2 protein-coding genes are annotated in these 6,038 nt (G+C 71.7%); one reads left to right on the forward strand and one right to left on the reverse strand.

The window, feature by feature from the left end; all coding sequences use genetic code 11:
- Positions 1–19 precede the first annotated feature (19 nt).
- Entirely contained in the window at positions 20–2,782 is a 2,763-nt protein-coding gene (locus MPTA5024_RS23665) for an ATP-binding protein (protein WP_036328079.1), read from the forward strand.
- A 372-nt stretch (positions 2,783–3,154) separates the two neighbouring features.
- Here the strand turns inward: MPTA5024_RS23665 and MPTA5024_RS23670 are convergent, their stop codons facing one another.
- On the reverse strand, positions 3,155–4,747 hold the full coding sequence (locus MPTA5024_RS23670; RefSeq protein ID WP_198167340.1) for a glycoside hydrolase family 44 protein: 1,593 nt from the start codon (positions 4,745–4,747) through the stop codon (positions 3,155–3,157).
- Positions 4,748–6,038 lie beyond the last annotated feature (1,291 nt).

Raw genomic sequence — 6,038 nt, forward strand, 5'->3', positions numbered from 1 at the left:
ACCAGGAGACTATGTCACCATGTCCAGCGAATCCGCTAAATCAGGGCTTTTCGGGCGAGAGTCGGAGATCGCCCGGCTCTCCGGCCTCGTCCGCGGACTTCGCGACGGAGGCAGCGCACTGGTCGTCCGCGGCGAGCCCGGCATCGGCAAGTCCGCACTGCTCACTGCTGCTGCGGACGCGGGCCGGGACGCCGGGCTGCGGGTGCTGTCCACGGCCGGCACGCAGGCCGAGTTCCATCTCCCGTACGCGGGGCTGCACCGCCTGCTGCATCCCGCCCGGCTGGACGACGAGGCGCTGCCCGATCCGCAGCGGCGCGCGCTGGCGGCCGCGCTCGGACTCATCGACGCCGCCGTCCCCGATCTGTACCTGGTCGCGCTCGCCACGCTCAACCTGCTGGTGGAGGCGGCGAGCCGGACTCCGCTGCTGGTGCTCGCCGACGACGGCCAGTGGCTCGACCCGCCCACCGCAGGGGTACTGTCCTTCGTCGCCCGGCGGCTCGAGGCCGAGCCGGTGGCGCTGGTCGCCACGCTGCGCGACGGCGTGCCCTGTGCGCTGGCCGAGGCCGGGCTGCCCGAGCTCGTCCTGCCGCCGCTCTCGGACGCGGCCGCGGCGCGCCTGCTCGACGCGCGCGCCCCCGGGATGGATCCGCGGACCCGGCGGCGGCTGCTTGACGAGGGTGCCGGCAACCCGCTCGCGCTGGTGGAACTGACCGGCGAATGGCGCGACCAGGGGGCCGGCCTGCTCTCCTCGCCGTGGCTGCCGCTGACGGAGCGGCTGGAGCGCGCCTTCGGCGCCCGGCTGGGCGACCTGCCCGCCGCCACGCGAGCCCTGCTGCTCGTCGCGGCCCTCGACGACGGCACCACGCTGGAGGAGGCGGTCGCGGCCGCCGCCGTCCTCACCGCCGGGCCCGTCGCGCACGACGACCTGGCGCCGGGGATTCGCGCCGGGCTGATCGAGCCGGACGCCGCCCAGATCCGGTTCCGGCACCCGCTCATGCGCTCAGCGATCTACCAGGCCGTGACGCTGCCGCAGCGCCGCGCGGGCCATGCCGCGCTCGCCGAGGCGCTCGCCCGGCAGAGTGGCGAACGCGCCTCCGACCGCCGGATCTGGCACCGCGCGTCCGCCGCGGCCCGGCCCGACGAGGAAATCGCGGCCGAGCTGGACACCATGGCCGCCCGCGTCGCGCAGCGCGGCGCCCCGACCGAGGCGGTGACCGCGCTGGAGCAGGCGGCCAAGCTCACCGAGGACGCGCGCCTGCGGGCCGACCGGCTGCTCCGGGCGGCGGACCAGGCGGTCGAGCTGGGTGGCCGCGACGTCGTCGTACGGCTGCTGCGCCAGACCGAGCTGCTGCCGCTCACCTCCCGGCAGCAGGCCCAGCTGCGGTGGATCCGGGGCACTCTCAACGACGGTTCCGACGGCCGGGCGACCGGCCCGCAGGTGCTCGCCGCCCTCGCCGAGTCGGTCGCCGCCGACGGCCGGCCTGAGGAGGCGTTGCGCATCCTGTGGAGCGCCGCCCTCCAGTGCTTCTGGATCGAGCCGGGCGCCGAGGCGCGCCGCCGGATCGTCGCGGCCGCCGAAAGCCTGCCGGTGCCGGCCGCGAACCCGCTGCTGCTGGCGATCCTCGCGTACGCCGCGCCGCTCGACCGCGGCGCCGTGGTCATCGACGGACTGCGGGAGCTGGCCGAGCAACCCGTCATCGACCCACAGGCGGCCCGGCTCCTGGGCTCCGCGGCGGTGCTCGTCGGGGCGTTCGAGCAGGTAGAGAGCTTCTCCGCGGCGGCGCTGCCCGGGCTGCGTGCCCAGGGACGGCTCTACCTGCTCACCCGCTCCCTCGCCCAGCAGGCGTGGAGCGCGGTGCACCGGACCAACCTGAACGTGGCGATCCCGGCCGCCGAGGAGGCGGCCCGGCTCGCCCTCGAGACGGACCAGCCGCAGATGTACGGCACCGCCGTGTCCACCCAGGCGATGCTCGCGGCGGTGCGCGGCGAACCGGACCGCGCTCGGGAGCTCGCGGCGCGCGCCGAGGCGATGAGCGTCGCCACCGGCGTGCGGCCGGTGCTGGCCACCGTGCAGATGGCCCGCGGGCTGGCAGCCCTGGGCGAAGGCCGGCACGAGGAGGCATATGAGCACCTGCGCCGTCTGCATGACCCCGCCGATCCGTCGTACCAGCTCGCGCTGCGCTGCTACGTGGCGGCCGCGTGGGCCGACGCCGCCGCCGGAAGCGGGAATGCCGGCGCGGCGCGGGGGGTGCTGCGCGAGCTGGAGGAGGTGGCGCGGATGACGCCCGCGCCCGCGCTGCACGTGGGCCTACCGCTGGCCCGGGCGCTGCTCGCCGACCCGGCGGACGCACAGGCCCGGTTCGCCGACGCCCTCGCCGCCGACCACGCCCGCTGGCCGTTCGCCCGGGCGTACGTGCAGGTGGCCTACGGCGAATGGCTGCTGGACCAAGGCGATCCCGGCTCGGCCCGGCCGCTGCTGCGCACCGCCCGCGACACGTTCGACGCACTGGGCGTCGTGCCGTGGGGCGACCGGGCCCGGCGCGGGCTGCGCGCCTGCGGGGAGGCCAGTGCCGACCGCGTCCTGACGGCCCGCGACAAGCTCACCCCGGTGGAACTGCACATCGCCCGCCTCGCCGCCGAGGGCCTGTCCGACGAGGAGATCGGCGAGCAGGTCTACCTGTCCCGGCGGACGGTCGGCGCACACCTGGAGCAGTTGCTGCCCAAGCTCGGCATCGACTCCCGGGCGGACCTGCCCGCCCTCCGCCGGGACCGAGCGGATTGACCCGCGCCGGCGGCAAGGGGCGGGCGGCCCTCCTGATCGGACCCGACACGAAGAAAGCGGCTTTCGCTGCCCCTAGTTGAGGAGCTGGGGAGTAGGCCTTGGCAGCGCAGGCGATCTCGGGCCGGGTGCGGGGCCGGCCAGGTCCGAGCCGGGGGACGTGGATACCGGCCATGACCGCCTCGAACTGTGGGGCATCGCCCACCCCGCTGCCCGGCGGTCAGCACCAGCGACAGCAGCCGCCGGCCCTGGCAGCGTCCCGTCAGGGAGCCCCGACCCGTACCCGCCACCGGATCCCGTCGATGAGCTGCCGCCTGGTCCACTTCGACGTAGGCCCGAGAGGTCGGCCGACCAGGGCCCGCTCCCCGGGAACCATCAACGCCGATGCCCTGGCAGGACCAGCAGGGTGATCGAATTCGCCGGGTACGTCGCAGTGACCCGGCCCTGATGCACCAGGAGATCGTCACCACGCACGATCGAGTTGAGATCGGCCGGGCTGTAGGTGAACCGCTGCGCCCTGGCGTTGCCGTGCAGTCCGGCGATCGACAACGGCGAGGTCAGATCACCGCCGGTCTTGTTGATGACCATCAGGGTCAGCGCCTTGTCGCGCGAGCGCTGCGCCCCGTACACCGCCAACTGCCCTTGATCGCTGCTGGCCGCCGACACGCTCACGTCGCCGAACCGGCTCCCCGCGCCGTCGTAGTTGCGATACATCCGGAACGCGTAGGCGCCGGGCTGCGTCGGCTGAGGTTCGCCCCAGATGGTCGCGAGGTCGAGACCCTCACGCCCGAAGATGCCGAGAACGTCGGCCTGCGCCAGGGCGCCGTTGATGTCGTCCAGCGCGCCCCAGTTGTACTCGGTGATCGCGGTCTTCGTGCCGGGGTAGTACTGCGCGACCCACTCCTTCATCTTGCGGATGAACTGCAGCGGCGGCGCGTTCACCCCCGTCGGGCCGATCCAGGACTCCTCGACGTACGTCGGGTCCCACAGCGAACGCGTGGACCGCAGCCGCCACGCGTTGGACTCGGGGTCCTTCCCGCCGTTGATCTGCGGGTAGTAGTGCTGGTCGAAGTAGTTGAGCATGCGCTTGCCGCCGTGCGCGTCGCTGTAGTCCTTCATGTTCTTCAGGAACCACTGCGACAGGTTGAGCCCGCCGTGCGCGGCCGCGTCGGCGCCCGGCGCACATCCGTCCACCCCGGACGCGACCCACTCGCAGTATCCCCAGCCGGACGGGCCGAGCACCGCGGCGCTCGGGTCGGCGGCCTTGATGGCCGCGGCGGTCGCGGTGCTCTTGCCGCCCAGTTCGTCGTACGAGACCGCCTCGGGGTGCACGTCGCGATGCGTGGAGTTCCACAACACCGGCTCATTGTCGAGCTCGTAGATCGACACGCCGCCGCGCGCCGCCGTACCGAACTGGCTCACGAGATGCGACACCATCTCGCCGTCGAACGAGGCGTCCACCGGGATCGAGGTGTCCTCAGGCACCGCCCCGGTGAGGTTCGCGTTGTTGAGCCTGCCGTTGCCGCAGGCGGCGTCCCACTGGTCGAATCCGTCCTGAGCGGGGAACCGGCTGGCGGGGAATCCGCAGGCGAACGGGTGCTGGGCGGGCGAGTCCTTGGCCACCCACCCGCTCATCGGCACGGTGACGACCTGTTTGCTGCCGCGGTCGTGGTTGGTCTTGACGAACGCCTCGACCGTGTTGTCGGGCCCGGCGACGATGTTCTCGAAGTACCAGTCGCTTCCCGTGTTGTAGGTGTGGTTCTTGAAGTTGTAACGCGTGCTCGAGTTGCCGCCCCAGCGCGCCACCGGCAGGCCGATCTCGGTGGCGAACGCCGGGTCGGCGCCGTTCATACCGTAGATGTCCGGACTGATCGGGTGCCGGGCGGCGGACAGGTCCACCGACAACGTAGGACCCGCCGCCGCCGCAGCCGGGTCCAGGGCCGCCTGGACGGTCAGTGTCCCCGCCACGAAGGACACCGCTACGCCGAGCGTCGTGGCCGATCGCAGCTTCCGCCGCCGTTGAGCACCCATCGTCGACGCTCCCGTCAATCGATCCGTCGGTGAACAACCGAGGAGCCTGACCGGACGCTTCACGCGAGTCAAGGCGCTGCAGTCGCGCGGAGGCGGACGGCCGGGCGGAACCGAAGAAACGTGGCGCCCTGACTTGGTGCGTCTCCAGGTCAAGCCCTGACCGCCCCGTAAGGACCACGGCCGCGGTTCAGGAGGGCAGCCTGAAACTTGCACGCAGCCCACGAATTCGACCTCTCGGCCTCAAGGCGACCCACCTGGTGGTGTGACCGAACGATCAGGGCTGATCGCTTGGTCGGACGAGCGCGTCCAGGCGGTGATCCACGCTCACCCCGACCTCTTCCGTCTGGTTCCGGTGATCGCGGCGGCCTGTGGGCTCCGGCAAAGGAGCTCTTCGGCCACGGAACAGTGATCGTTGAGGAGCCTCGTCAGGACACAGTGAACCCCGCCGCCCACGTGGAGGAAGCGGGGTTTCTGCACGTCAACCCCTACTTCAACAGTTGGCGGGCCATGACGACGCGCTGGATCTGGTTGGTGCCCTCGTAGATCTGGGTGTTCTCCGCCGTACTCCTGGGCGACCTGGGCTGACTCCTCGATCTAGCCTCTGAACAGGTCATACGCCTCTGGGTACCTGCCATGGACTCTCGGTGACTTACGAGGTCTCACGGAACAGCCACGGAACAAGATCGCGATAGGGGGCCACAGTGATGATCTCAACCGCTCGCCTGAACGATGACGGTGAGTAGCCGAACTGGCGAGCTGCCACATGGCGTACGAAGGGTTGCCCGCCAACTCGCGACACGCCTCCGCCTGTCATGATCGCCTCGTCTGCCGTCGTCCTGTGGCGAACCTGCAGCGGGCCGGCGACGAAGACGCACTCCCGGTCTCGCGTGTGCCTGTCCCCGGCGTCGTTCCTCCTCTGCTGGTTGCCCCGAGGGACCGTCTGAGGTGCCGCTGCTGTACACGTTGCTTTGTAGCAGCAACCTGGTCCGACGGCCCGCCCTTGTAATCCGGTGCCAAGTGGACCCGGACCGCAGGGCCGCCAGGCCCGAGGATCGGAAGCCGCGCGGCAGCCCTTCTAGGGCCATCGGCGATGACATGCAACGCCGTGGTTCCACCGGCTGATGGAGCCCGGATCTCTGCCTCGACGTCACGGCCGTCAGCTACTTCAACGGCGCGCTGTTCAGCCCCGGGGCTGCCACGGTGGCTGGAACCAGCACTCATCTCCTAG

Origin of the sequence: Microbispora sp. ATCC PTA-5024, from assembly GCF_000511135.2 — a bacterium.
Taxonomy (GTDB): domain Bacteria; phylum Actinomycetota; class Actinomycetes; order Streptosporangiales; family Streptosporangiaceae; genus Microbispora; species Microbispora corallina.